Source organism: Sphingopyxis sp. CCNWLW2 (genome assembly GCF_037095755.1).
Lineage (GTDB): Bacteria > Pseudomonadota > Alphaproteobacteria > Sphingomonadales > Sphingomonadaceae > Sphingopyxis.
Genome location: NZ_JBAWKJ010000001.1, coordinates 2,044,500 through 2,067,598 on the forward strand (window position 1 = coordinate 2,044,500; position 23,099 = coordinate 2,067,598).

General features: G+C 65.5%; 26 protein-coding genes. 16 read left to right on the forward strand and 10 right to left on the reverse strand.

Going from position 1 to position 23,099, the window contains the following annotated elements; all coding sequences use genetic code 11:
- Positions 1 to 24 precede the first annotated feature (24 nt).
- The gene (locus V8J55_RS09755) at positions 25 to 507 is read left to right on the forward strand and encodes a GNAT family N-acetyltransferase (RefSeq protein WP_336445414.1); all 483 of its coding nucleotides are present in this window, start codon (positions 25 to 27) and stop codon (positions 505 to 507) included.
- Here the strand turns inward: V8J55_RS09755 and V8J55_RS09760 are convergent.
- Together V8J55_RS09760 and V8J55_RS09765 are read right to left on the reverse strand one after the other, a co-directional pair.
- Positions 456 to 974 carry a MarR family winged helix-turn-helix transcriptional regulator gene (locus V8J55_RS09760; RefSeq protein ID WP_336445415.1) on the reverse strand — a complete coding sequence of 173 codons (519 nt, stop codon included), beginning with the start codon at positions 972 to 974 and terminating at the stop codon, positions 456 to 458. The two genes, V8J55_RS09755 and V8J55_RS09760, sit on opposite strands and share 52 nt — an antisense overlap.
- Positions 958 to 2,277 (reverse strand): S41 family peptidase, encoded by a 1,320-nt coding sequence (locus tag V8J55_RS09765; RefSeq protein ID WP_336445416.1) that lies wholly within the window; start codon positions 2,275 to 2,277, stop codon positions 958 to 960. The genes V8J55_RS09760 and V8J55_RS09765 overlap by 17 nt, the downstream gene beginning before the upstream one ends.
- A gap of 163 nt (positions 2,278 to 2,440) precedes the next feature.
- Between V8J55_RS09765 and V8J55_RS09770 the strand changes: the two genes are divergently transcribed.
- Both V8J55_RS09770 and V8J55_RS09775 read left to right on the forward strand, forming a co-directional pair.
- Positions 2,441 to 2,875, forward strand: coding sequence for a VOC family protein (locus V8J55_RS09770; RefSeq protein WP_336445417.1), 435 nt, complete (start codon positions 2,441 to 2,443; stop codon positions 2,873 to 2,875).
- A gap of 280 nt (positions 2,876 to 3,155) precedes the next feature.
- A complete protein-coding gene (locus V8J55_RS09775; RefSeq protein ID WP_336445418.1) occupies positions 3,156 to 4,319 on the forward strand; it encodes a helix-turn-helix transcriptional regulator in 1,164 nt (387 codons plus the stop codon).
- 15 nt (positions 4,320 to 4,334) lie between these two features.
- Here V8J55_RS09775 and V8J55_RS09780 read toward each other — a convergent pair whose 3' ends face one another.
- Together V8J55_RS09780 and V8J55_RS09785 are read right to left on the reverse strand one after the other, a co-directional pair.
- On the reverse strand, positions 4,335 to 5,030 hold the full coding sequence (locus V8J55_RS09780; protein ID WP_336445419.1) for a class I SAM-dependent methyltransferase: 696 nt from the start codon (positions 5,028 to 5,030) through the stop codon (positions 4,335 to 4,337).
- Positions 5,023 to 5,481 (reverse strand): Rrf2 family transcriptional regulator, encoded by a 459-nt coding sequence (locus V8J55_RS09785; RefSeq protein ID WP_336445420.1) that lies wholly within the window; start codon positions 5,479 to 5,481, stop codon positions 5,023 to 5,025. The genes V8J55_RS09780 and V8J55_RS09785 overlap by 8 nt, the downstream gene beginning before the upstream one ends.
- Before the next feature lie 247 nt (positions 5,482 to 5,728).
- On the opposite strand from V8J55_RS09785, the gene V8J55_RS09790 reads away from it, so the two are divergent.
- Positions 5,729 to 6,247, forward strand: coding sequence for a GNAT family N-acetyltransferase (locus V8J55_RS09790; RefSeq protein ID WP_336445421.1), 519 nt, complete (start codon positions 5,729 to 5,731; stop codon positions 6,245 to 6,247).
- Here the strand turns inward: V8J55_RS09790 and V8J55_RS09795 are convergent.
- The 4 genes from V8J55_RS09795 to V8J55_RS09810 form a co-directional block, all read right to left on the reverse strand.
- Positions 6,226 to 6,999, reverse strand: a complete 774-nt coding sequence (locus V8J55_RS09795; RefSeq protein WP_052187941.1) for an esterase/lipase family protein — start codon at positions 6,997 to 6,999, stop codon at positions 6,226 to 6,228. The genes V8J55_RS09790 and V8J55_RS09795 overlap by 22 nt on opposite strands.
- Positions 7,000 to 7,131: 132 nt before the next feature.
- Positions 7,132 to 8,310 (reverse strand): PQQ-dependent sugar dehydrogenase, encoded by a 1,179-nt coding sequence (locus tag V8J55_RS09800; protein WP_336445422.1) that lies wholly within the window; start codon positions 8,308 to 8,310, stop codon positions 7,132 to 7,134.
- 70 nt (positions 8,311 to 8,380) lie between these two features.
- Positions 8,381 to 9,016 (reverse strand): sigma-70 family RNA polymerase sigma factor, encoded by a 636-nt coding sequence (locus V8J55_RS09805; RefSeq protein WP_336445423.1) that lies wholly within the window; start codon positions 9,014 to 9,016, stop codon positions 8,381 to 8,383.
- Positions 9,016 to 9,243, reverse strand: a complete 228-nt coding sequence (locus V8J55_RS09810; protein WP_037518448.1) for a NepR family anti-sigma factor — start codon at positions 9,241 to 9,243, stop codon at positions 9,016 to 9,018. The genes V8J55_RS09805 and V8J55_RS09810 overlap by 1 nt, the downstream gene beginning before the upstream one ends.
- 292 nt (positions 9,244 to 9,535) lie before the next feature.
- Between V8J55_RS09810 and V8J55_RS09815 the strand changes: the two genes are divergently transcribed.
- On the forward strand, positions 9,536 to 10,090 hold the full coding sequence (locus tag V8J55_RS09815; protein WP_336445727.1) for a sigma-70 family RNA polymerase sigma factor: 555 nt from the start codon (positions 9,536 to 9,538) through the stop codon (positions 10,088 to 10,090).
- A gap of 137 nt (positions 10,091 to 10,227) precedes the next feature.
- Here the strand turns inward: V8J55_RS09815 and V8J55_RS09820 are convergent, their stop codons facing one another.
- A complete protein-coding gene (locus V8J55_RS09820; RefSeq protein ID WP_336445424.1) occupies positions 10,228 to 11,022 on the reverse strand; it encodes a response regulator in 795 nt (264 codons plus the stop codon).
- 280 nt (positions 11,023 to 11,302) lie between these two features.
- Here V8J55_RS09820 and V8J55_RS09825 point away from each other — a divergent pair, with 280 nt between their 5' ends.
- The 11 genes from V8J55_RS09825 to fghA all read left to right on the forward strand — a co-directional run bounded on the left by V8J55_RS09825 (position 11,303) and on the right by fghA (position 21,942).
- Positions 11,303 to 12,778, forward strand: a complete 1,476-nt coding sequence (locus V8J55_RS09825; RefSeq protein ID WP_336445425.1) for a sensor histidine kinase — start codon at positions 11,303 to 11,305, stop codon at positions 12,776 to 12,778.
- 90 nt (positions 12,779 to 12,868) lie between these two features.
- The gene (locus V8J55_RS09830; protein ID WP_336445426.1) at positions 12,869 to 13,882 is read left to right on the forward strand and encodes a ligase-associated DNA damage response exonuclease; all 1,014 of its coding nucleotides are present in this window, start codon (positions 12,869 to 12,871) and stop codon (positions 13,880 to 13,882) included.
- Positions 13,879 to 15,528, forward strand: coding sequence for a cisplatin damage response ATP-dependent DNA ligase (locus tag V8J55_RS09835; protein ID WP_336445427.1), 1,650 nt, complete (start codon positions 13,879 to 13,881; stop codon positions 15,526 to 15,528). The genes V8J55_RS09830 and V8J55_RS09835 overlap by 4 nt, the downstream gene beginning before the upstream one ends.
- A 97-nt stretch (positions 15,529 to 15,625) precedes the next feature.
- Positions 15,626 to 16,240, forward strand: a complete 615-nt coding sequence (locus V8J55_RS09840; protein WP_336445428.1) for a superoxide dismutase — start codon at positions 15,626 to 15,628, stop codon at positions 16,238 to 16,240.
- Positions 16,241 to 16,302: 62 nt separating this feature from the next.
- On the forward strand, positions 16,303 to 17,682 hold the full coding sequence (locus V8J55_RS09845) for an L-serine ammonia-lyase (RefSeq protein ID WP_336445429.1): 1,380 nt from the start codon (positions 16,303 to 16,305) through the stop codon (positions 17,680 to 17,682).
- Positions 17,683 to 17,707: 25 nt separating this feature from the next.
- A complete protein-coding gene (locus tag V8J55_RS09850; protein WP_336445430.1) occupies positions 17,708 to 18,820 on the forward strand; it encodes an S-(hydroxymethyl)glutathione dehydrogenase/class III alcohol dehydrogenase in 1,113 nt (370 codons plus the stop codon).
- Positions 18,821 to 18,827: 7 nt separating this feature from the next.
- On the forward strand, positions 18,828 to 19,211 hold the full coding sequence (locus tag V8J55_RS09855; protein ID WP_336445433.1) for a VOC family protein: 384 nt from the start codon (positions 18,828 to 18,830) through the stop codon (positions 19,209 to 19,211).
- Positions 19,208 to 20,080 carry a formyltetrahydrofolate deformylase gene (gene purU, locus V8J55_RS09860; RefSeq protein ID WP_336445434.1) on the forward strand — a complete coding sequence of 291 codons (873 nt, stop codon included), beginning with the start codon at positions 19,208 to 19,210 and terminating at the stop codon, positions 20,078 to 20,080. Before V8J55_RS09855 ends, purU begins: the two co-directional genes overlap by 4 nt.
- Before the next feature lie 120 nt (positions 20,081 to 20,200).
- Positions 20,201 to 20,581, forward strand: coding sequence for a VOC family protein (locus tag V8J55_RS09865; protein WP_037518429.1), 381 nt, complete (start codon positions 20,201 to 20,203; stop codon positions 20,579 to 20,581).
- 9 nt (positions 20,582 to 20,590) lie between these two features.
- A complete protein-coding gene (locus V8J55_RS09870) occupies positions 20,591 to 21,097 on the forward strand; it encodes a prolyl-tRNA synthetase associated domain-containing protein (RefSeq protein ID WP_443030800.1) in 507 nt (168 codons plus the stop codon).
- Positions 21,094 to 21,942 carry an S-formylglutathione hydrolase gene (gene fghA, locus V8J55_RS09875; protein ID WP_336445435.1) on the forward strand — a complete coding sequence of 283 codons (849 nt, stop codon included), beginning with the start codon at positions 21,094 to 21,096 and terminating at the stop codon, positions 21,940 to 21,942. Before V8J55_RS09870 ends, fghA begins: the two co-directional genes overlap by 4 nt.
- Before the next feature lie 122 nt (positions 21,943 to 22,064).
- On the opposite strand, the gene V8J55_RS09880 is transcribed toward fghA, so the two are convergent.
- Positions 22,065 to 23,051, reverse strand: coding sequence for a quinone oxidoreductase family protein (locus tag V8J55_RS09880; protein WP_336445436.1), 987 nt, complete (start codon positions 23,049 to 23,051; stop codon positions 22,065 to 22,067).
- Between the last annotated feature and the right edge of the window lie 48 nt (positions 23,052 to 23,099).

Genomic DNA, 23,099 nt, shown 5'->3' on the forward strand with positions numbered 1-23,099 from the left:
CCTGTGCGGGCATAGGCGTTCGCGATGCTGATCCGTTCCGCCACGCCCGAAGACGCCGCCGCGATCTGGACGATCATCGAGCCGGTGATCCGTGCCGGCGAGACGCTGACGCTCGATCGCGACATGGCAGAGGAGGATGCGCTCTCCTATTGGTTCGGCGGCGATAAGGAGAGCTTCGTGGCGGAGGAGGGCGGCGTCATCCTTGGCACCTATTATCTTCGCGCGAACCAGACGGGTGGCGGCGCGCATGTCGCCAACGCGGGTTATGTGACCGGCGCGGCAGCGACCGGGCGCGGGGTCGCGCGGGCGATGGGCCTACATTCGATCGCGCATGCGAAGGCGCGTGGCTTTCGCGCGATGCAGTTCAATTTTGTGGTGAGTGCGAACGTGCGCGCGGTCGGGCTGTGGCAGTCGCTGGGGTTCGAAAACGTCGGCCGCTTGCCGGGCGCGTTCGATCATCCGGTCGAGGGTTTCGTCGATGCGCTGGTGATGTTCCGGACGCTCTGACTATTCGCGATGCGTTCGCTCAGTGGCTTGTCGGCCAGGGCCTTGAGCGCCTTCAGTATCGCGCCGTGAACATCGCCGACCTCTTCGAAGAGCGCGCGATAGACCTCGCTTATCCGCACGCTATAGGCGTCGATGCGGGCGAGCTGGTCGTGACCCGCATCGGTCAGCCGGAAAATCTTGCGCCGCGCGTCGGCGGGGTCGGCGTGCTGGGTGATCAGGCCAAGGCGGAGCAGCGCGGGGCATTTCTGGATCACCAGCTGGTGCGACTGACCGAGCGCGCGTGCAAGGTCGGCGGCCGAGGCTTCGCCGGCCTCGACGAGCGCGGTGAGCAGCGAGCAGGAGCGGACGGGGACGGTGATGCCGGCTTCGTCGAACAAGGGACGCGTCTGTTCCTCGATCCGCTGGCTCAGTGCTTCGCTGAGGCGGCCGAGGAAGGTGAGGTCGTCGAGATCAGTCGAGGCGGGCATAGGTCTGGGTTGTTCCATCGCGGTTGAGGCGTTCGAGCGCGGTGACCTTGCCGCCTTTGCGTACAATACGGAAGCGGAAGTCGCGCACGCCTTCGATCGCGAGCAGGTCGCCGGCGAGCGGCTCGAGCGTCAGGCGGAGGCGTTCGCGCCAGGTGTAGAGCAATTTGCCCTCGACGAGATCGACGCGCCGTCCTTCGTAGCGGCCGGCGATGGCCTTGAGCGCGGTCGTGGTCGGCTGCGGGCGCGCGGCGAGTTCGGGCGCGAGCCAGTCGGCGTCGGCGCGTTTGGCCGGATCGGTCTTGGCAAGGTCGGTCAGCGCAAGGCGATGCGCGACGGCGAGGGCGTCGGCCGACGGAACCAGATGGTCGGGCGTGACGCCCTGACCTTCGAAATCGCCGCGGTCGATAGGGTCGCGGATCTGACCGATCGGCACCTGCACAAAAAAGTCGGTGCCGACGGGCTTGCGGTCGACCGGATGCGCGCCGCCCGCGGTGCGTTCGCCGACCAGCGTCGCGCGGCCGAGTTTCTTGAGCGTGTAGGCGAACCATTCGGCGGCGGAGAAGCTGGTCGAGCCGGTAAGGACATAGACGGGTTTGCCGGTCAGCCGCTTTGCGGGCAGCGCAGGGAGCACCCATTGGCCGCGTTCGACGCGGCGGCCGTCGAGATTATAATAATAATCGAAGAGTTCCTGATCCTTGTCGCCGCGGAACAGCTGGCTCGCGAGCAATTGCGCCATCTCAAGATAGCCGCCATTATTGTAGCGCAGGTCATAAATCACCGCGTCGCCATTTTCGATAAAGCGCATCGCCGCCGCGGCGGCGTCATAGCCGGGTTCGGGGTCGGCGAAATGCGTCAGGTCGACATAGGCGATATTGCCGCCCAGATAGCGGAGGCCGGCAAAGCCGAAATTCTTCCGCGCCTCTTCGCGCCGTTCCGCCTCGCGCACTGCCTCGGCGCGCGCGGGGTCCTGCCGTGCGGCATAGTCGGCGACCCATGCCGGATCGACTCCGACCGAGAAATGCAGGTCGTTGCTTGTGGCGATCAGGTCGTCGGTCAGCTCGCTCGCGAGCGAGCGCCGGTCGGTCGCTTTATCATAATCACCGGCGTCGAGGTGGCTGCGGAGCGTCGCGGCAATGGTTTTCGCCTTGTCGGGAAAGACATAGTTCGCCTCAAGCGTCTGGCCGAGCTGTTCGACGACCGCGCGCTTGTCGGCGGCCGTGAGCGGCGCGTCTTGCGCTGCGGCGGTGCTTCCCATCCCTGCGGTGGTGGCGATCAGAATTGCAGTCCAATGCCGAATATTCATGCGTTTTCCCGTCCGTTATGCGATTCATGCAATATATTGCGCAATATGTTGTAATTATCATCGGCGCAAGCCCGGCTATCGATTGAGGCGACGCGAAGCCGCGGGAACCATCATTCGGCGAAGATGTTTTGCGTGTGCGGCGCGGGCAGGAGAGGAGTCATCCATGGAAACGCAATTGCTGCACCGCGGGCGGTTGATCGATCATATCCAGCTTGTCGTCGCCGACCTGACGGCGAGCCGCGCCTTTTACGGCGCGATCTTCGATGTCTTCGGCGTACCGATCGGCGGTGAGGCCGAGGATTATTTCTGGGCCGACGAGTTGTTCGTGTCGACGAAGGACAGTCAGGCGGCGCTCGGCAAGCTGACCGGGCGGCATCATCTGGCGTTTCAGGCGGCGGACCGCGGTGCGGTCGACGCCTTTTACAAGGCGGGCCTCGCCGCGGGCGGGCGCGACAATGGCGCACCGGGCGAGCGGCCTTATCATCCGGGCTATTATGCGGCTTTCCTGCTCGATCCCGATGGCAACAATATCGAGGCGGTCTATCATGGTGCGCATCAGCGCAGCGCGGCGTCGGTGGAGATCCGCTTCGAAGGTTGATGCAGGTTTGGAATGGCGAGGCGCCCCGGCCATCGCGCCCGCTCAGCCCGTCTCGGCGCATAAAAATGAAGTCCGCCGGCAAGCCGACGGACTTCAAGAGAGCAAGATGGCCTTGGTTCCACCTTCCTCGGGTCGCACCCGTTCAATGGCCGATTCGGTCGATTGTTTCACTACCCACGTGGGTAGGGGACAGAATATTTTCATTTTATCGCATTGCGCTTGCCTTCGCGCCTCTGCTCCTCTCAAATGAGATCGCTGCGGGTCTTCTGGGGGGAAGTGCATGCAGAGCGACCAGCTATCGACCTTTCCGTCCGACCATAATGCGCCGGCCGAATGGGAGGTGCTCAACACGCTGATCGGCGAAATCTATGATTCGGTGCTCCATCCCGAAAGCTGGAACGAAACCCTCGCCCGCATCACCGGCACCCTCTGCCCGTTAAGTTGGGAAGCCGCCTTCATCCTCTGGGAAAGCAGCAATCCGCCGAGCGCGCGCTTCGTCGCCGCGACGGGCCTCGCCGCGGGAATCCAGGAGATCTACACCGCGGTCTATGCCGGCAGCCATCCATGGTCGCGCAAGTTCCAGCGCTATGGCAACGGCAGCGTCATCGATAGCTATGACATTATGACGCGCGAGGAATTCTATGAGAGTGAGTTCTTCCGCAATTTCCTGAAACCCTATGGCATCGACCGGCTTGTCGGGGTGTTGCTCGACCGGCGCGACGGCGACCGGCTCGGGTTGATGATCCCCGGCCCCGGCGACCGCGACGTCGAGCGGCTGAAGCGCGGCCTCCGCGTCCTCGCGCCGCATATCCAGCGCGCCATGCGGATCAGCGACCGCATCGCCTCGCTCGACCTTGCTGCGGGCGCCGCGCGCGCCGCCGCCGACGCCGCGCCCTTCGCGATCTTCAGCCTCGACGATCAGCTGGGTATCCTTGCCGCGAACAGCCGCGCCGCGCGCTACGAACAGGCGGGCTTCATCCGCATCGCGCAGGACCGCTTCGCCTTCACCCATCCCGCCAGCCAGAAACGATTGCTCGACCTCGTCAAAAGTTCGGACCCCGCCGGTCTCGCCTTCCAGACGGTCGGCGACGCGGGCGCCGAGTGCCCCGTGCTCGTCGCGCGCGTCACGCGCCAGTCGGCGCAGCAACTCGGCGGCGTGCGCCTCGGCGCGTCGCTGATCGTCACGCTCGGCAGCGCGCCGGGCGAAACCCCCGTGGTCGAAATCGACCGCGTCGCGCAATGGTTCGGGCTGACCCCCGCCGAAGCCCGCCTCGCCGTCGCGCTCGCCGCGGGCGACACGCTGAAGGACTATGCGGCGCTGCGGGCGGTCAGCGTGAACGCGGCCCGCTTCCTTCTGAAAGGGATATTCCGCAAGACCGGGGCAACGACGCAGGCGCAACTCGTCGCGCTGCTCGCGCGACTGCCTGCGCCGGGCGCGAGTTAGGCGCGCCCACTTCGCTTACGCATAACCCACCCAGCCGCGCCAGGTGAAGGCGGCGTAGAATTGCTCGACGTTGGCGAAGCCCGCGGCGCGAAGCACGTCTTCGTCGGCTTCTGGGCTCAGCATCGCGACATGGGTGGCGACGGCCTCGCGGCCCTTGGCGACCTGATCCGGATCGCCGCCCGAGGCGATGGCATAGGCGGCGTAGCGATCGAGCCAGCGATCGCGTTCGTCAGCACCCTGTGGGAAGCTGCCGTGCGCGGCCACAAAGGGTGCGCCGGGCTTGAGGCGGCGACGGATTTCTGCGGCGGTGCGGATGCGTTCTTCGGTCGCGAGGAAGTGAAGGGTCAGGAGGCAGGTCGCGCCGTCGAACGGGCCGGCCGGGGCGTCGTCGATATAGCCTTCGATCAATTCCGCGCGGTGGGCGTTTGGCCCGAGCACCTCAGCCGCGAGGTCGAGCATCGGTCCGGCGGGGTCGACACCGGTGAAACGCCAGCCCGGATGCGCCTCGGCCATCGCCTTCATCTCGCTGCCGCCGCCCGCGCCGAGCACGAGGATATGCGCGTCGTCGGGGACGCGCTCGGCCAGCAACAGCCCGGTCATGCGGTGGAGGCCGTCGAGCCCGGGGACGAAGCGCCGCGGCCCTTCGGTATAGCGCGCGACCGCGGCGGGGTCCTTGAAGCTGTCGAGGAAATGCTGGGCGCCTTCAGCCATGGATATGCTCCTGCGTTTGGGGGGATCGCGCGGCCATGCGCGCGTGGAAATCGGCGGCGAGCGCCGCGAGCGTCACTTCGCCGAAGCGCGCGAGCAGCAGCGCTTCGGCATCGCGAAAGCTGGTGTCGAGCGCGGCGTTGACCGCCTGTTCGACGAGGCAGCCGGGCGCCTCGGTGCGGTTGCCCATCGCCATCAGGCTGGGCCGGCCGATCGCGCCATAGACGTCGCGCATCGTGATTTGCCTAAGGTCCTTCGCGATCGTCCAGCCGCCGCCATGGCCCTTTTCGCTGTGGACGAAGCCCGCATCGCGCAACCCGCCGAGGATGCGGCGGATCACGACCGGGTGCGTCTGCATCGCCTTCGCGAGCTGGTCCGAGGTCATCGGAGAGCCCTGTTCGGCCATATGGAGGAGGACGTGGAGCACGCCCGAGAGTCGGCTGTCGCGTTTCATGTAACTTTAAATAGTGCGTGAAATGTGATCGTCAAGACGCGGGATTGACCGCCGACGGCGGAGCGGTTAGCCACGCTCGCGATGACCAACGACCAATCTCTCCGATTCAAGGCGTATTGGCGCTCCTTTACATAGGAGCGGCATGGCATCACCTGTGACCATCGCCGCCGTGTTCGGACAAGGCGAATGGTCATCATCACACCACCAACCCCCGGTCACGGCGTGCGCTTTTTGAAGAAGACGCGACATGACCGATACCTTGCTTGCCCTGTCGACCGACCATTGCCGCATCACGCCGCTGTTTGCCGACGATGCGCGCGCCTTGTCCGCGATCACCGACGAGACGGTGACCTCGCAGGTTCATTTCCTGCCCGCACCCTTCACCGAGGCCGACGCGCGCGCGCTGATCGCCAAATCAGGAGGCGGCGATGTCTTTCATGCGGTGCGCGACGAAAGCGGCCTCGATTTGAGCGGCGTGATCGGCGTCCACCGCCGCGTGGGGCAGGAATATGAGATCGGCTACTGGTTCGCGGCGCGGGTGCGGGGGAAGGGCATCGCGACCGAGGCGGTGCGCGCGGTCGTCGGGGCGCTCGCCACGTCGCGGCCGGGCTGCTCGATCGTCGCCGAATGCCACCCCGATAATGAGCGCTCGCACGCGCTGCTGCGCCGGATCGGTTTCGTATCGACGGGGCGCGCGGGGAAAAGGCCGGGGCGGATGCTGATGGCGTGGCGCGCGGCGCCCGCCTATCGCATCGACGTCTGCTGATCGGGTGTTTCGTCGCTCACCTCTTCGGTCAGCGCCTTGACGATCGCCGCGACCGATGTGGGCGCATAGGCGAAGCCCATATGGCCGCAGTCGACCTCGACCTGCCGATCACTCTCATGCGGAAGCCCGCGCGCGCTGCTCACCGCGACGACGCCGTCATGCTTCGACCAGAGCGCGAAGGTCGGCATTTCGGGGCGCGGGGCGGGGTGGAAGTCGATCGGCGGATTGTCGACCGGGTGGCGCGCGACGAGGTGATAGAGGCGCCAGGCGCGGTTGGCGCGGCGGCTGCCCGAAAAGGGCGAACCGAGCGTAACGACGCGCGCGACCTTGTCCGGGTGATGCTTGGCATATTCGCGCGCATAGATGCCGCCGAGGCTCCAGCCGACGAGCGCGGGGGCATAGCCGGTGCGGTCGATGATCCACTGGACGCGGGTGTCGATGCGATCGATGATATCGGGGGTCGCGCCGCGGTTGAAGCCGAGACCCCAGGCGTAACAGCGGAAACCCGAGCGGCGGAGGTCGGCGCGCAGCCCCTTGGTGGCCCAGTCGCCCGACAGGAAGCCCGGGAGCACCATCACCGGCGGATGCTCGCTGTCGGGATTGGGCTCGGGCGGCATCGGCCGGATGCGCGCTCCGATGGCGCGCGCCAGCGATCCAATCTCGCGCCAGAGCAACGTCAGCGGCGGCAGCGCGTCGGGATCGGGGATGCGCGCGGGCCATTCGGCGCGCCGGGTGAGGAAGCCGCGGATCATGGTTCGGGCCTATAGCAGAATTTGTACCCCTGCGAAGGCAGGGGTCCATCTCCCGCCGGCTCTAGGTTGCACCCAACGGAGATGGGTCCCCGCCTTCGCGGGGACACGACAATTTGTGACGATGGAGAAATATCACTTTTTCGGAACCAGCCTCACCAACTTGCCGCCCTCGCCGTCGGTGAGCAGCCAGACCGAGCCGTCGTCGCGTACCTCGACCTCGCGGATGCGCTGGCCGAAATTCCAGCGGTCGGACTTGTGGAGCTTGTCGCCATCGACCTGCATGCGGATCAGCCCTTCGCCCGACAGCGCCCCCATCAAGAGGCTGTTCTTCCAGCCCGGATAGAGATCGCCGTCATACCAGACGAGCCCGCCCGGCGAGACCGACGGGTTCCACCAGAGTTTCGGCGCCGCGAATTCGGGGCGCGTCGGGTGGTCGGGAATATCCTTGCCGTCATAATGGTCGCCGTTCGACACGATCGGATAGCCATAATTGGCCTTCGCCTCGACCAGATTGACCTCGTCGCCGCCCTTCGGCCCCATTTCCTGGTTCCAGAGCTTGCCGGTGCCGTCGAAGGCGAGGCCAAGGATGTTGCGATGGCCGAGCGACCAGATTTGCGCGGTCACGCCGCCTTCACTGACGAAGGGGTTATCCGCCGGGATGCTGCCGTCGGGATTGAGGCGAAGGACCTTGCCGAGATTGCCCGTCATATCCTGCGCGGGTGTGAATTTCTGGCGCTCGCCCGATCCGATGAAGAGATATTTGCCGTCGGGCGAGAAGAGAAGGCGGTGCGAATAATGGCCTTGCCCGGTGACCTTGGGGTTCTGTTTCCAGATGATCTGGAGCCCTTCGAGCGCGGGCGCGGCGCCTTGCTTCAGCTTCGCCTTGCCGACCACCGCGCCATAGGTGTTGCCGGGGCCGGGCTCGGCCCAGCTCAGGTAAATCGTGCCGCTGGTCGCAAAGTCGGGCGCGACGATCACGTCGCCGAACCCGCCCTGACCGCCATAGGCGACCGCGGGGACACCCGCGACGTCGAGCGTCGGGCCGCTTTCCTGCCACAGTTTGAGCTTGCCCGATCGTTCGGTGATCAGCGCCGCGCGCGTCCCGGGGACAAAAGTCATCGCCCAGGGTTCGTTGAAGCTCGCGACCTCCTTCACCGTGAAGGGTGCATCGGCGAGCGGCGTCGCGGGCTGCGCGCCCGAGGCGTCGAGCTTGGCGGTGTCCGCGGGCGCGGCTTCGGTCGACGCGGGGGCGGCCGAGCAGGCGGCGACGGCCAGCGCGGAAATCAGGGCAAGATGCGGCAGGTTTTTCATCGAAAGGGGCTCGCTTCGCTGGGGACGGATGCGTCGTTCTGACGCGCCCGTATCGCAAAGTCGATAGGGCTTAGCGGTTCGCCGCTTCGCGCCGTGCGGTGATCGCCTCGACGCTGTCCATGATCGCGTCGACCGCTTCGCTCGACGGCGGCGCGTCGGCGCGCTTCTGCGAGAATTGGCCACTGTTCATAATCTCTTCGAGCGCGGCGCGGGCGCGCGAGACGCGGCTTTTCATCGTGCCGAGCGCGCAGTCGCAGATGCTCGCTGCCTCTTCATAGGACAGCCCGCCGGCGCCGACGAGGATCAGCGCCTCGCGCTGGTCCTGCGGCAATTCCATCAGCCCGCGCTGCAGGTCGGCCATCTCGCCGCTGTCTTCTTGGGCAGCGGGGGTCGACATCGTGCGCTCGACCGCGGTCTCGTCATATTCGCCGACGAATTTGTTGCGGCGCATCTGTGACAGGAAGGTGTTGCGCAGGATGACGAAGGTCCACGCCTTGATCGAGGTGCCGCGTTCGAACCGCTCGCGCGACGCCCACGCCTTGACCATCGTGTCCTGCGTCAGATCGTCGGCGAGGTCGGGGTTGCCCGACAGGCTGCGGCCATAGGCGCGAAGGTGCGGAATGACGCCAGCGAGCAGCGTCTTGAATTCGCTGTCGGACAGGGTTTCGGCCTGCGGCTGCGAAGCAGCGGCGGTGGTTCCGGTCATTATTGCTTCGGACTTTTCTGATCGAGCTGGGAAAGAAGGTCGAGCATATTGTCGGGCAGCTTTTCGGCGACGACATTACCATAGATCATGCGCAGCTTCGCGCTGACCGGCTCGGGCGCTTGCCGCCCGGTCAGCGTGCGATGCCACTGGTCGCCGGTCGTGCCGGGAAAGCTTCCCAGCGTGCGGCGCGCATCGGCGCCCGGGGGGAGGGGGCCCTTGCCGTTCATCCTATTGTTGCCTTGCGTAGCCATGCGGGAGCAACGACGAAAACGGCCCGGGGTTCCCCGCTTGCTTGTTTTTTCGACGAACGGTGTTGCGATAAAAGCACAATGTCTGATCCGGCCGGTTTCGGTTACTGCCTCTTTGGGTGCGCTTTTGGTTCCCATAATGGATTCAACCCGCTAAGCCCTTGGTCTATTCAGCGGTGCTTCAGTGCGCCCAAGCGATCAGGATTGTGTGACTAGCGACGAAACGCCTCAGCCGCTCGACGATGCCAGCTTCAAGCGCGAATTGGCGGCCATGCTGCCGCATCTGCGCGCGTTCGGGCGTAGCCTGACCGGCAACGCCGACCTCGCCGACGATCTGGTGCAGGAAACGATGCTGAAGGCGTGGAAGGCGCGCGCGCAATATGTGCCGGGCCCCGCCAGCATGAAGAGCTGGGCCTTTGTCATCCTGCGCAATTGTTTCCTGTCGCAGATGCGGCGGAAGAAATTCACCGCCGAATATGACGAGCTCGCCGCCGAGCGGCTGCTCGTCGCGCCCGATGATCAGGGCGACAGCCTGAACCTCGCCGATGTTCAGCGCGCGTTGATGCTGCTGCCCGTCGACCAGCGCGAGGCGCTGGTGCTGATCGGCGCCGGGCAATTATCTTATGAGGAGGGTGCGGCGATCTGCGGCTGCGCGGTGGGCACGATGAAAAGCCGCGTGTCGCGCGGCCGTACCGCGCTGCAGGCGATATTGGAGAGCGGCGAAATGCCGCGGCGCAGCACCGACGCGATGCCATCGAGCGAGGCGTTCCGCACGATCATGGACAATGTCGATCAGCTGACCGCGAACGGTCCCGGCGGGGACTGATCAATATTGCGTCATTCCCGCGAAGGCGGGAATCCCGCTCTTTGTACCGCGCCTGGTGGGACGGATACCCGTATCGCAAACGCATAAAGCGGGATTCCCGCCTTCGCGGGAATGACGAATTGAGAGAAGTCGGGCAGTTACGCCGCGAGTTGCGGCGTGAATAGCAAGCTCTGGCTGATCGCCGCGCGCACGGTATTTTCGCGGAACGGCTTCGAAATCAGGAAGGTCGGCTCGACGCGGCCGCCCGTGAGCAATTGTTCGGGAAAGGCGGTGATGAAGATCGCCGGGACCGGCGCGATCGCCAAGATATCCTGCACCGCGTCGATCCCCGACGATCCGTCGGCAAGCTGGATGTCGGCGAGGACGAGCCCCGCGTCGGTTTCCTCGAAGGCGGCAACCGCATCTTCGTGGGTGGTCGCGACGCCCGCGACGCGGTGGCCCAGATCGCGCACGATCTGTTCGAGCTCCATCGCGATCAGCGGCTCGTCTTCGATGATCAGCACCGAGGTTTGCGATTCGCGGTCGAGTTCGCCGACCGCATCGGCGAGCAATGTTTCGACCGTCGGCCCGTCGGTACCGGTGATCAGACCGGCTTCCTCGACCGAAAATCCCTCGAGCGCGGTGAGCAGCAGGATCTGCCGGCCGAGCGGGGTGATCTGGACGAGGCGCCGATGCGCGGCGCGGACGAGCGGGTGCTCGCCCTCATCGCTGTCTTCGCCCTCGTCGATATAGGCGCTTTCCCAGATGCGGTGGAAATTGCGGTAGAGGTCGATCCGGGTGCCGTCGCCGCTGTGGAATTCGTCGGGGGCGGCGACGATGACTTCGAGCGTCGTGTGGACGAAATTGTCGCCATGCTGCTGGCTGCCCGTCAAAGCCCGCGCGTAGCGGCGCAGGAAGGGGAGATGCCCGCGAAGTTCCTCACCCAATGTCATCAAAATTGCTCCCTCTTGAGTGAAGTCATACGCGTCCCGGCGCGGGTCGGTTCCGCCTGGCCGCCGAAAGAGCGGCGCCGGCCGTTGCAACTTGTCGCGCCCTAATGCGTAGAGTCAGCCGGGACGCGATGAAAATGCGACGTAAGTAAGTGGAATTTAATTACTTTTCCGGTTGCGGCGCGAGCATGCTTTTGTAGGGACCATATTCATGGCAGAGCGGCGCCCCGGGGACATGAGCGATGCCGGGTCATCGGCATCGCGAGGCAGCGAGGGACGAGGTTTGGCGGACGGGGGAGACGAAGCTGCAGCACGTGCCGAAAGGCTGCGTCTCGACACGCTTCGCGAATATCGCATCATGGACACCCCGCCCGAGCAGGCGTTCGACCGCGTCACGAAAATGGTCGCCGAACTGTACGGTGTGCCGATCGCGCTGGTCTCGCTCGTCGACGATTGCCGCCAATGGTTCAAATCGGCCTATGGCCTCGATACCCCCGAAACGCCGCGCGAGATAAGCTTTTGCCAATATGTCATCGCCGAGGAGCGGCCGGTGATGGTGACCGATGTGCTGGGCGATCCGCGCTTTCGCGACAATCCGCTGGTGACCGGCGACCTGCACATCCGCTTCTATGCGGGGGTGCCGCTGCGCGCTTATAACGGCGCGATCCTCGGCAGCCTGTGCCTGATCGATCGCGACGAGCGCGGACCGTTGACCGATGTCGAGCTCGATCGGCTCGGGGATTTCGCCGGGATCATCATGGCCGAGGCCGACCTTCGCCGGATCGGCGCCGAGCGCGACGAAGCACGCCGGACGCTCGAGCGCGCGCTCGATTTTTCGGGGATCGCGACCTGGCAATATGATCCGCGGACCGACCGGCTGCGCACGCAGGGCGCCGGCGCCGAACTATGGGGCTCTGAATTCCAGGCGATGCTGGCGACCGGCAACGGATTTTTCGACCTTGTCCATCCCGACGACCGCGCCGCGTTGCGCGAGATACTGAAGGAAGCGATCGCGAACGGCACGCCCTATGCGGCCGAATATCGCGTCCTCAATCCCGAGCGCGGGGTGCGCTGGAATGCCGTGCGCGGCGACTGGGACGTGCGGTCGGATGATGCGATGCTGACCGGGGTGAGCATCGACATCACCGAACAGAAAAGCCGGCAGGAGAATGCCAATCTGTTGATGCGCGAATTGCACCACCGGATGCGCAACCTGTTCGCGACGGTCAGCGCGATCATCTCGCTCACCCGCCACGCCGCGCGCGACGTCGACGATTATGTCGAACGGATCAGCAGCCGGCTCGACGCGCTCAACCGCGCGCAGAATGTCCTGCTCGGCGCCAATTTCATGACCGGGTCGATGCACGCGCTGATGCGCGAGGTCGAGGCGGCTTTTCCGCGGATCCGCTGGTCGGGGCCCGACCTGCTGCTCCCCGAAAATGCCCTGGTCGCAATGGCGCTGGTGTTCAACGAGCTTGCGACCAATGCGGTCAAGCATGGCGCGCTGGCGACCGACGCGGGCCGTGTCGAGATCCACTGGTCGCAGGATCCGGAGGGCAGCGAGTCGCGGATGTTTCGCCTGACCTGGACCGAAACCGGGACGCAGGGGCTGGTCGGGCCGCCCGATCGCACCAGTTTCGGCACGCTGCTGATGGAACGCAGCGTGCGCAACAATCTGGGCGGCTCGATCGCGCGCCACTGGGAGCCGACCGGGCTGGTGGTCGACATCGCGCTGCCCGCAAAGTGGCGCGAGGCTTAGCGCGGGCCCGGATTTGTTCCTTCTTTGTTCGTTGTGCTATGCAGGCGATATGAACAAGGCGGCGATTCCGATTCCGGCAGGTGGGTGCTGATGGTGAAGGCCAAGCATTGGCTCGAACCGCATTCGGGCGGGCTTTATGTGAAGCCCGCCGACCTGTGGATCGATCCCTCGCGCCCGGTCGAGCGCGCTGCGGTGACGCACGGTCACGCCGACCATGCGCGCAGCGGTCATGGCGCGGTGTTCGCGACGCCGGAGACGCTGGCGATTATGGCGCTGCGCTATGGCGTCGACGTCGAGGCGAGCCACAATCAGGCGTTTGACTATGGCGACGGGTTCGAACGCGGCGGGGTGCGCTTTTCCTTTCACCCGGCGGGGCATGTGCTCGGCAGCGCGCAGATATTGATGGAATATGCGGGCGAGCGGATCGTCGTCACCGGCGATTACAAGCGGCGGCCCGACCCGACCTGCGCGCCGTTTGAGGTCGTGCCGTGCGATATTTTCATCACCGAGGCGACCTTTGGCTTGCCGGTCTTCCGCCATCCGCCGACCGAGGGCGAGATCTCCAAGCTGATCGGCGCGGTGCGCGCCGAGCCCGACCGCTCGGTGCTCGTCGGCGCCTATGCGCTCGGCAAGGCGCAGCGCGTGATTGCAGAGCTGCGCGGGGCGGGATGGGATGCGCCGATCTATATCCACGGCGCGCTCGAGAAGATGTGCGAGCTATACGCCGTGCATGGTGTCGACCTGGGCGAACTGCGGCTGGTTAGCGAGACGGACAAGGCCGAGATGGCGGGGCAGATCGTCCTCGCACCGCCCTCGGCGCTGGGTGATCGCTGGTCGCGGCGGTTGCCCGATCCGGTGACCGCGATGGCGTCGGGCTGGATGCGCGTGCGCCAACGCGCGCGGCAGCGGATGGTCGAATTGCCGCTGGTGATTTCGGACCATGCCGATTGGGACGAGCTGACGACGACGATCTCAGAGGTGAACCCGAAGGAGAGCTGGATCACCCACGGCAGCGAGGATGGGCTGCTGCGCTGGTGCGAACTGCATCAGCGCAAGGCGCGCGCGCTGCACCTCGTCGGCCGCGATCTGGAGGAGGAAGTGTGAAGCGCTTCGCGGCCCTGATCGACCGGCTGATCTACACGCGCTCGCGCAATACGAAGCTCGCGCTGATTGTCGATTATCTGCGACATACCCCCGATCCCGACCGCGGCTGGGCGATCGCGGCGCTGACCGAGAGCCTCGACTTTCCCGCAGTAAAGGCGGGGACGGTGCGGACGTTGTTGGCGACACGGGTGGACGAGGAATTATTTCGCCTGTCGCGGCATTTCGTCGGCGACACGGCGGAGACGGCGGCGCTGCTCTGGCCGGAAAATAAGCCCCTCCCCTTCAGGGGAGGGGTTGGGGTGGGGCATGTCGATCGTGCGGAACCGGAACAGGCCCCACCCCGCCCCTCCCCTAAAGGGGAGGGAGAATTGTCCGTATCCCAAGCCGTCGACGCCCTCTCCGCCGCCAGCCGCAGCGATGCCCCCGCCATCGTCGCGTCGCTGCTCGACCGGCTCGATGCCGACGGGCGTTATGCGCTGCTCAAGCTCGCGCTCGGTGGGATGCGCGTCGGAGTGTCGGCGCGGCTCGCGAAACAGGCGTTCGCGCAGGCGTTCGATGTGCCCGTCGACGATGTCGAGGAGTTGTGGCACGCGATCCCGCCGCCCTATGCGCCGCTGTTCGCATGGGGCGAGGGAAGGGCGGAGCGGCCCGACCTTGCCGACGTCGCCTTCTTTCGTCCCTTCATGCTCGCGCATCCCTTGGAAGAAGAAAGCGTCGACCTCGCCGATTATGCTGCCGAATGGAAATGGGACGGAATCCGTGTCCAGATCGTCCATGGCGGCAGCGAGACGCGCATCTACAGCCGCGGCGGCGAGGAAATCAGCGGGGCGTTCCCCGAGCTCGTCGCGGCGTTCGATCAGGACGCCGTGATCGACGGCGAATTGCTCGTGCGCGGCGAGGTGCAGGGGGGTGAGGCGGCGAGCTTCAATGCGCTGCAACAGCGGCTCGGACGCAAGGTCGTGTCGAAGAAGATGCTCGCCGACTATCCCGCCTTCGTGCGCGTGTACGACCTGCTCGCGGTCGACGGCGAAGACCTGCGCGGGCTGCCGTGGACCGAACGGCGGCGGCGGCTGGAGGCCTTTGTCCCACGCCTCGCCGACAGCCATTTCGACCTGTCGCAGGTAATCGACGCCGAGGATTTCGACGACCTCGCCGGGCGCCGCGCCGGCGCGCGCGATGCGGCGATCGAGGGGGTGATGCTCAAGCGCCGCGACGCCCCTTACGTGGCGGGGCGCCGCGCGGGTCTCTGGTATAAATGGAAGCGCGATCCGCTCACCGCCGATTGCGTGATGATGTACGCCCAAAGGGGCAATGGACGCCGCGCCAGCTTCTATTCGGACTATACCTTCGGATGCTGGTCCGACGCGGGCGAGTTGCTGCCCGTTGGCAAAGCCTATTCGGGCTTCACCGACGAGGAATTGAAGTGGCTCGACAAGTTCGTGCGCGACAACACGCTGAACCGTTTCGGCCCGGTGCGCGAAGTCGAGAAATCGCTCGTGCTCGAGGTCGCGTTCGATTCGATCCACAGCAGCAAGCGCCACAAGTCGGGGCTCGCGATGCGCTTTCCGCGCATTTCGCGCATCCGCCGCGACAAGCCCGCCGAAGAGGCCGACCGGATCGCGACCTTGCAGGCAATGGTGACCTGAAAAATAACCGCAAAATTTGCGGTCACAGGGTTGCAACCCGCGGGTCCGATACCGAGTTTAAGGCCGCAAACCCCTCAATAATAAAATGGAGACTGCCATGACGATCGCCCATCCTCCCCTCCCTTACGCTCAGGACGCGCTCGAGCCGCATATCTCGGCCGACACGCTGGCGACGCACCATGGCAAGCATCACAAAGCCTATGTCGACAAGACGAACGCCGCGATCGAAGGCACCGACCTCGCGTCGAAACCGCTCGAGGAAATCGTCCACCATGCCGAAGGATCGGGCAACAAGGGCCTGTTCAACAACGCCGCGCAGGCGTGGAACCATGCTTTCTATTGGGAAAGCCTGAGCCCGACCAAGACCGCGCCCAAGGACGACCTGCTCGCCGCGATCGAACGCGATTTCGGTTCGCTCGACGACCTCAAGAAGAAGCTCAAGGAAACCGCGGTCAACCATTTCGCGTCGGGCTGGGCGTGGCTCGTCTCGCGCGACGGCACGCTGTCGGTCACCGACACGCACGACGCCGGCACCGAGCTGACCCTGGGTATCAAGCCTTTGCTCGTGATCGACGTGTGGGAGCATGCCTATTACATCGACCGCAAGAACCTGCGTCCGGCCTATGTCGACGCGGTGGTAGACGAACTGCTCAACTGGGACTTCGCGGCGGAGAATTTCGCGCGCGACGCGACCTGGACCTATCCGGCCTGAGGCATAAATAATCTGGCCCTGATGTCCTATCTTCATGGCGGCGCGTCTTCTATAGCGCCGCCATGACGATCAGCCTCTTCGAACTCTTCAAAATCGGTGTCGGACCGTCGAGCTCACATACCGTGGGCCCGATGGTTGCGGCGCGGCGCTTCACCGTCTGGCTCGACGAGCAGGCGCTGCTTGCCAAGGTCGCGCATGTCGAAGCCGACCTCTATGGCTCGCTCGCGCTGACCGGCAAGGGCCACGCCGCCGACACCGCGATCGTCGCGGGCCTCGCCGGCGAAATTCCCGCGAGCACCAGTCTTGCCGCGATCCGCGCGCATTGGGACCGCGCCGAGAGCGAAGGCTTTATCTACCTGCTCGGCCGCCAGCGCGCTCGCTTTCAACCGAAAAGCGACCTGCATTTCCAGATGCGCCAGCGCCAGCCGTTTCACAGCAATGCCGTGAGCTTCACCGCGCGCGACGGCGATGGCGAGATCCTCGCCAAGCGCATGTATTTCTCGATCGGCGGCGGCTTTGTAGTCGATGAGGATGAGGCGGGGCGCAACAGCCGCGGCGCCGAGGACGAGGTCGAACTGCCCTTCGCCTTCACCTCGGGCGCCGACCTGCTCGAAATGGGCGCGGCGTCGGGCAAGAGCTTCGCCGAAATGATGCTCGAAAACGAGCTCGCGCACCGCAGCCTCGAAGAGGTCGAGGCAGGGCTCGACGCGATCGCCGGCGCGATGGACGCGTCGATCGACGCGGGTTGCTGCAGCACGGGTGTCCTGCCCGGCGGGCTCAAGGTCAAGCGCCGCGCGCCGCAGATCGCCGACGACATCCGCAACCGCCACGAGGCGAATCTGACCGATCCGCTCGCGATGATGGACTGGATCAACCTGTGGGCGATGGCGGTGAACGAGGAAAATGCCGCCGGCGGCAAGGTCGTCACCGCGCCCACGAACGGCGCGGCGGGGATCATCCCCGCGGTGATCCGTTTCTACCGGCGCGGCTATCGCGGCGACGATGCCGGGGTGCGTACCTTCCTGCTCGCCGCGGGCGCGGTCGGCGCGCTCTACAAGCGCAACGCCAGCATCTCGGGCGCCGAGGTCGGCTGCCAGGGCGAGGTCGGCGTCGCCTGCTCGATGGCGGCGGCGGGGCTGACCGCCGCGCTCGGCGGCACCAACGCGCAGGTCGAAAATGCCGCCGAAATCGGCATGGAACATAATCTCGGCCTCACCTGCGATCCGATCGGCGGGCTGGTGCAGATTCCGTGCATCGAACGCAACGCGATGGGTTCGATCAAGGCGATCGACGCGAGCCGCATCGCGATGATCGGCGACGGCACCCACGTCGTCAGCCTCGACACGGTGATCGCGACGATGCTGCAAACGGGCCGCGACATGCGCGACAAATATAAGGAAACATCCAAAGGGGGTCTTGCGGTCAGCGTCGTGGAGTGCTGATAGCCGGGCGAGAAGGAGATCGCCCATGAAGACCCGCGCCGCCGTAGCTTTTGAAGCGAAGAAGCCGCTGGAGATCGTCGAACTCGACCTCGAAGGCCCGAAGGCGGGCGAAGTGCTGGTCGAAATCATGGCGACGGGCATCTGCCACACCGACGCCTACACGCTCGACGGCTTCGACAGCGAGGGCATCTTCCCGAGCGTGCTTGGTCACGAAGGCGCGGGGGTGGTGCGCGAGGTCGGCGCGGGCGTGACGTCGGTGAAGCCCGGCGACCATGTGATCCCGCTCTACACGCCCGAATGCCGCCAGTGCAAAAGCTGCCTTTCGGGCAAGACCAACCTCTGCACCGCGATCCGCGCGACGCAGGGCAAGGGGCTGATGCCCGACGGCACGACACGCTTTTCGTACAAGGGCCAGCCGATCTTCCATTATATGGGCTGCTCGACCTTTTCGAACTTCACCGTGCTGCCCGAGATCGCGGTCGCGAAGATTCGCGAAGATGCGCCGTTCCAGTCGAGCTGTTACATCGGCTGCGGCGTGACCACCGGGGTGGGAGCCGTTATCAATACGGCAAAAGTGCAGGTCGGTGACAATGTCGTCGTGTTCGGGCTTGGCGGCATCGGGCTCAACGTGATCCAGGGCGCGCGCCTCGCCGGTGCCGACAAGATCATTGGCGTCGACATCAACCCCGCGCGCGAGGAATGGGGCCGCAAGTTCGGTATGACCGAGTTCCTCAATTCGAAGGGCATGAGCCGCGAGGAGGTTGTCGCGGCGATCGTCCAGATGACCGACGGCGGCGCCGACTACACCTTCGACGCCACGGGCAACACCGAGGTGATGCGCACCGCGCTCGAGGCCTGTCATCGCGGCTGGGGCACCTCGATCATCATCGGTGTCGCTGAGGCCGGCAAGGAAATCGCGACGCGCCCGTTCCAGCTCGTCACCGGGCGCAACTGGCGCGGCACCGCGTTCGGCGGCGCCAAGGGCCGCACCGATGTGCCGAAGATCGTCGACATGTATATGACCGGAAAGATCGAGATCGATCCGATGATCACCCACGTCATGGGGCTCGAGGAGATCAACAAGGGCTTCGACCTGATGCACGCGGGCGAGAGCATTCGCAGCGTCGTGGTGTTCTGAGGCCGGCATGTTCAGTCATGTGGCGCTGGGCGCCGACGATATCGAAGCCGCGCGTCGTTTCTATGACGCCGCACTTGGCGCGCTCGGGGTGCCGCCGGGGGTCGTCGACGAATGGGGGCGGCTCATCTATTCGCACGCCGGTGGGCGCTTTTTGCTGACGAAGCCGCTCAACGGCGCGGCCGCGAGCGGAGCCAATGGCGGAACGCTGGGTTTCGCCGCGGCGTCGACCGAGGCCGTCGATGCGTGGCACACCGCGGGCGTGGCGAACGGGGGTACGGCGATCGAGGACCCGCCCGGCATCCGTCAGGTCACCGCAGGACGGACGGTCTATCTCGCCTATCTGCGCGATCCCGCCGGCAACAAGCTGTGCGCGACGCACCGGCTGGCATGACCGAAATGGACCAGCCCGCCTTTGTCCTGACCTTCAGCTGCGCCGATGCGGTCGGTATCGTTGCCGCGGTGACGGGGCTGCTCGCGGAACGCGACGGCTTCATCCTCGACAGCCAGCAATATGCCGATCTCGATTCGGGGCGCTTTTTCATGCGCGTCGAGTTCCGCGGTGCGGGGCCGCGTTTTCCGGGCGAGCTCGCCGCCGTACAGGACGCGTTCGCGCCGATCGTCGATCGTTTCGCGATGGACGCGCGGATCAGCGACCGCCGCGTCAAGCCGCGCTTTGTCATCGCGGTGTCGCAGGGCAGCCATTGCCTCAATGACCTGCTCCACCGCTGGTCGACCGGCAACCTCGCGATCGACATCGCCGCGGTGGTGTCGAACCATGAGCATCAGCGGCGGCTGACCGAATGGCACGGCGTGCCCTTTCATCACCTGCCGGTCAGCGACGCCAATCGTGCCGAACAGGAAGCGGCGATCCTGCAGATCATGGCCGATGCGGGCGCCGAGCATCTGGTGCTCGCGCGCTATATGCAGGTTCTGTCGCAGGACCTGTCGGCAAAGCTTTCGGGGCGCTGCATCAATATCCATCACAGCTTCCTGCCCGGCTTCAAGGGCGCCAAACCCTATCACCGCGCGCACGAACGCGGCGTCAAGCTGATCGGCGCGACTGCGCATTTCGTGACGAGCGACCTCGACGAAGGGCCGATCATCGAACAGGCGGTCGAGCGCGTCGACCATCGCGATTCGGTCGACGAATTGATCCGTATCGGCCGCGATACCGAGGCGCAGGTGCTGGCGCGGGCGGTGCGCTGGGTCGCCGAGCAGCGCGTTTTGATCGACGGCCGCAAGACGGTGGTCTTCCGCTAGGCCGGTCACCCGGAAGGATTCATCGTTTTCGGTAAACCGGAAACGGAATCGTGGCTGGTCCTCGTCAGAGGGGCGGAGTAGGTATCGATTCGCAACCAGAATCAGGAGGAGCAAAAGGCGATGTACAGTCACAATATGGTCGGGGCGAACGACCTCGAAGCCGCCAAGAAATTCTATGACGCGACCTTTCAGGCGATCGGCGGCAAGCCGGCGATCACCGACGACAAGGGCCGTCTGATCTATATGTACAATGGCGGGCTGTTCCTCGTCGGTGCGCCGATCGACGGCGAACCCGCGACCGCGGGCAACGGCTGCACGATCGGCTTTGCGATGGAAGGCCCCGAGCAGGCGAAGGCGTGGCACGACGCCGGCGTCGCCAACGGCGGCACTTCGATCGAAGACCCGCCGGGCATTCGCGAAGGCGGTTTCGGCGCCATGTACCTCGCCTATCTGCGCGATCCGTCGGGCAACAAGCTCTGCGCGCTCCACCGCGTCGTCTGAGCCGATAATATGATGCGAGGCGAAGCGGGATTGCTGGCCGATTTGGGCGTGCTCGCGATCCCCTTCGCCGCGCACGAACATGAGGCGGTGTTCACCGTTGCCGAGAGCGATGCGGTGCACGCCGCGATGCCGGGGGCGCACACCAAGAATCTGTTCCTGAAGGACAAGGGCGGTGCCTTCTGGCTCGTCACCGTGCCATCCGACGCGCGCGTCAAGCTGAAGGCGCTGCCCGCCGCGATCGGGTGCAAGCATGTGAGCTTCGGCAAGGCCGAGGATATGGAACGATTGCTCGGCATTTCGCCGGGGTCGGTGACGCCGCTCGCGGCGATCAACGCTGTGCCGGGGAGCATCACCATCGTGCTCGACGAAGTGCTGGCGATAGCGGAAACGGTCAACGTCCATCCGCTGCGCAACACCGCGACGCTTGGCTTGCCCGGCGCAACGATCCTCGACCTTCTGCGTCATTGGGGACATCAGCCCGTCGTCGCGCCCATCCCCGTTCAGGAGTCCGCATGACCCTCGAAACCCTCTCCACCGTTCGCAGCCATGGCGGCACGCAGGGCGTGTACAGGCATGCGAGCACGACCACCGGCACCGACATGACCTTTGCGGTGTTCGTTCCCGACCATGCGCCGGGGGCCAAGCTTCCGGTGCTCTGGTATTTGTCGGGGCTGACCTGCACCCACGCCAATGTGATGGAGAAGGGCGAATATCGCGCGGCGTGCGCCGAGCATGGCGTGATCTTCATCGCCCCCGACACGAGCCCGCGCGGCGATGGCGTTCCCGACGATCCCGATGCGGCGTGGGATTTCGGGCTGGGCGCGGGTTTCTATGTCGATGCGACCGAGGAGCCGTGGGCGAAGAATTATCGGATGCGCTCGTACATCGAGGATGAGCTGCCTTCGTTCGTCCTGCGCAATTTTGCGAGCGCCGACCTGACGCGGCAGGCGATCACCGGCCATTCGATGGGCGGGCATGGTGCGCTGACCATCGGGCTACGCAATCAGGACCGCTTTCGTTCGGTGTCGGCCTTTTCGCCGATCGTCGCGCCATTGCAATGTCCGTGGGGCGAGAAGGCGCTCGGCAACTATCTCGGGAACAACCGCGAGGAGTGGCACGCCTATGACGCGTGCGCGCTGCTCGATCAGGGGCTGCGCGTGCCCGACCTGCTCGTCGATCAGGGTGACGCCGATAATTTCCTCGCGGAGCAGCTCAAGACCGAGTTGCTGGTCGCGGCGTGCGAGCGCGCGGGGCAGAAGGCCGAAATCCGGATGCAGCCGGGGTATGACCATAGCTATTATTTCATCTCGACCTTTCTGGCCGAGCATGTCGCGTGGCATGCGGAGCGGTTGAAGAGTTAATTGCTCCCCTCCCGCTTGCGGGAGGGGTTGGGGGTGGGCCGGCAACGTTGAAGTTGCCCACCCTGCTGAGACTAGCGAGCAAGCTCGCAAGTCTCGCTGCCCCTCCCGCAGGCGGGAGGGGTTTAGTTGTGCTCCGGGATCAGCAAGGTCGACCCCATCGTACGCCCCGCCTGCAAATCGGCGTGCGCGCGCGCAGCATCCTGCAATCCGTAGCGCTGCCCGACGGTGATCTGCACGGCACCCGAGGCGATCATCTCGAACACGCGCGCGGCGCCCGCGGCGCGTTCGCCGGGAAGGTGGTAATAGTCGAACAGCGTCGGGCGGGTGACGAACTGCGATCCGTGCTGCGCCAGCACGCCGAGATTGACCCCGGTCACCGGGCCGCCGGCGTTGCCATAGCTGACGATCAGCCCGCGCCGTGCGGTGGCCTTCAGCGAGACCTCCCAAGTTGCCATGCCGATGCCGTCGAAGGTGACGGGGACGCCTTGGCCGTCGGTGATTTCGCGGACATGCGCGGCGACGTCGTCGCTCTTGTACATCAGCACATGGTCGGCGCCGGCTTCGCGCGCAGTGTGCGCCTTGGCTTCGGTGCTGACGGTGCCGATGACGGTCGCGCCGATCGCCTTCAGCCACTGGACGAGGATCAGCCCGACGCCGCCCGCGGCGGCGTGGACGAGCACGGGCGAACCCGCTTGAACCTTCGCGCAGCGTTCGACGAGCATCTCCACCGTGCAGGCTTTCAGCAGCGCGGCGGCGGCGGTTTCGTCGTCGATGTCGGCGGGAAGCTTGAACAGCGACGCCGCGCCGACAATCCGCGCGCTGGCATAGGCGGTGCGCTCGGGGCCGAAGGTGGCAACGCGGTCGCCGGGCTGGAGGCCGTGGACGTCGGCGCCGACGGCGATGACTTCACCGGCGGATTCGACGCCGAGCCCGCTCGGCAGCGGCACGGGGTAGGTGCCGTCGCGGTGATAGGTGTCGAGATAGTTGAGTCCGACCGCGGTCTGGCGGAGCAGCACCTGGCCGGGGCCGGGGTCGCCGAGCGTTACCTCGCGCCAGTCGATGACCTCGGGTCCGCCCTGGCTTTCGATAAAGGCTTCGATCGCTTGCATGCGCCGCTCTCCTGCTGTCCGGTCCATCTGGTGGGCCGCGGCTGGGAG

Excerpts from the sequence above, each read along its gene's own strand:
- V8J55_RS09755 (WP_336445414.1), top strand. The coding sequence starts at position 25 with ATGCTGATCCGTTCCGCCACGCCCGAAGACGCCGCCGCGATCTGGACG.
- V8J55_RS09760 (WP_336445415.1), bottom strand. The coding sequence starts at position 974 with ATGCCCGCCTCGACTGATCTCGACGACCTCACCTTCCTCGGCCGCCTC.
- V8J55_RS09765 (WP_336445416.1), bottom strand. The coding sequence starts at position 2,277 with ATGAATATTCGGCATTGGACTGCAATTCTGATCGCCACCACCGCAGGG.
- V8J55_RS09770 (WP_336445417.1), top strand. The coding sequence starts at position 2,441 with ATGGAAACGCAATTGCTGCACCGCGGGCGGTTGATCGATCATATCCAG.
- V8J55_RS09775 (WP_336445418.1), top strand. The coding sequence starts at position 3,156 with ATGCAGAGCGACCAGCTATCGACCTTTCCGTCCGACCATAATGCGCCG.
- V8J55_RS09780 (WP_336445419.1), bottom strand. The coding sequence starts at position 5,030 with ATGGCTGAAGGCGCCCAGCATTTCCTCGACAGCTTCAAGGACCCCGCC.
- V8J55_RS09785 (WP_336445420.1), bottom strand. The coding sequence starts at position 5,481 with ATGAAACGCGACAGCCGACTCTCGGGCGTGCTCCACGTCCTCCTCCAT.
- V8J55_RS09790 (WP_336445421.1), top strand. The coding sequence starts at position 5,729 with ATGACCGATACCTTGCTTGCCCTGTCGACCGACCATTGCCGCATCACG.
- V8J55_RS09795 (WP_052187941.1), bottom strand. The coding sequence starts at position 6,999 with ATGATCCGCGGCTTCCTCACCCGGCGCGCCGAATGGCCCGCGCGCATC.
- V8J55_RS09800 (WP_336445422.1), bottom strand. The coding sequence starts at position 8,310 with ATGAAAAACCTGCCGCATCTTGCCCTGATTTCCGCGCTGGCCGTCGCC.
- V8J55_RS09805 (WP_336445423.1), bottom strand. The coding sequence starts at position 9,016 with ATGACCGGAACCACCGCCGCTGCTTCGCAGCCGCAGGCCGAAACCCTG.
- V8J55_RS09810 (WP_037518448.1), bottom strand. The coding sequence starts at position 9,243 with ATGAACGGCAAGGGCCCCCTCCCCCCGGGCGCCGATGCGCGCCGCACG.
- V8J55_RS09815 (WP_336445727.1), top strand. The coding sequence starts at position 9,536 with ATGCTGCCGCATCTGCGCGCGTTCGGGCGTAGCCTGACCGGCAACGCC.
- V8J55_RS09820 (WP_336445424.1), bottom strand. The coding sequence starts at position 11,022 with ATGACATTGGGTGAGGAACTTCGCGGGCATCTCCCCTTCCTGCGCCGC.
- V8J55_RS09830 (WP_336445426.1), top strand. The coding sequence starts at position 12,869 with ATGGTGAAGGCCAAGCATTGGCTCGAACCGCATTCGGGCGGGCTTTAT.
- V8J55_RS09840 (WP_336445428.1), top strand. The coding sequence starts at position 15,626 with ATGACGATCGCCCATCCTCCCCTCCCTTACGCTCAGGACGCGCTCGAG.
- V8J55_RS09845 (WP_336445429.1), top strand. The coding sequence starts at position 16,303 with ATGACGATCAGCCTCTTCGAACTCTTCAAAATCGGTGTCGGACCGTCG.
- V8J55_RS09850 (WP_336445430.1), top strand. The coding sequence starts at position 17,708 with ATGAAGACCCGCGCCGCCGTAGCTTTTGAAGCGAAGAAGCCGCTGGAG.
- V8J55_RS09855 (WP_336445433.1), top strand. The coding sequence starts at position 18,828 with ATGTTCAGTCATGTGGCGCTGGGCGCCGACGATATCGAAGCCGCGCGT.
- purU (WP_336445434.1), top strand. The coding sequence starts at position 19,208 with ATGACCGAAATGGACCAGCCCGCCTTTGTCCTGACCTTCAGCTGCGCC.
- V8J55_RS09865 (WP_037518429.1), top strand. The coding sequence starts at position 20,201 with ATGTACAGTCACAATATGGTCGGGGCGAACGACCTCGAAGCCGCCAAG.
- V8J55_RS09870 (WP_443030800.1), top strand. The coding sequence starts at position 20,591 with ATGATGCGAGGCGAAGCGGGATTGCTGGCCGATTTGGGCGTGCTCGCG.
- fghA (WP_336445435.1), top strand. The coding sequence starts at position 21,094 with ATGACCCTCGAAACCCTCTCCACCGTTCGCAGCCATGGCGGCACGCAG.
- V8J55_RS09880 (WP_336445436.1), bottom strand. The coding sequence starts at position 23,051 with ATGCAAGCGATCGAAGCCTTTATCGAAAGCCAGGGCGGACCCGAGGTC.